General features: G+C 48.6%; 1 protein-coding gene. It reads right to left on the bottom strand.

Annotated features, from left to right (window positions below; translation table 11 throughout):
- Window positions 1–650, bottom strand: a 650-nt coding sequence (locus AK963_RS34275; RefSeq protein WP_238593908.1) for a hypothetical protein, incomplete at both ends; no start/stop codon positions are given.

Here is a 650-nt window from a genome sequence, read left to right as displayed (position 1 = left end):
GTTATATGGGCATCAATAAAGCGAAGGTGACTGATGCTGCCTTGATCCAGCTTTTTAACAAAGCAGTCAGACAGATTGCTGATCGTATGGCACTGCCCATGGTACTGGCCGGTGAATGGGTGTGTATCATTGCCAATGGATTGAAGGGCTTGAGTCGCATCAATATCCGCCGTCTGTTGATAATTGCCGTCCAGTGGATAGTCGGGATCTTGACCAATCTTGCCCAGGGTTTCTGCATCATTAATCCCTATGGGTTTTGAACCATCGGCAATGGATTTTGAATTCGCATATTGAACAGAACTGGCCAGCATACCCAGTGCAAGCAACCCTTTGGTGCTCTGGCTCCCTTGATGGAGGGCCGTGGGAGGCTGTTGAAGCGTTACCTTTTTCGGGCAGGGTTCTTTTTCCTCAGCCTTTTCCCCGGTTGCTTTTGATTCCTGTGGTGATTCTGGTTTGACATCTGGCCCAGGCAAACGGCTCCCGGACCAAGCATCGGCGATATCTTTCACCATGAAAATGATGTTACTCGCAGGCAGGACAGATACTGCTGCCAGTCGCCCAATATCCTGCAGTGCTTTACAGGGATTAATACTGAAGTGAGGGTCTTTCATTGGAATCAATGATCCCACAAACGCTTTAGAAACAGCAAT

The organism is Endozoicomonas atrinae (assembly GCF_001647025.1).
Classification (GTDB): Bacteria; Pseudomonadota; Gammaproteobacteria; order Pseudomonadales; family Endozoicomonadaceae; genus Endozoicomonas; species Endozoicomonas atrinae.
The sequence above is the reverse complement of the archived record's forward strand: the minus strand, read 5'-3'. Positions and strand labels throughout refer to the sequence as shown.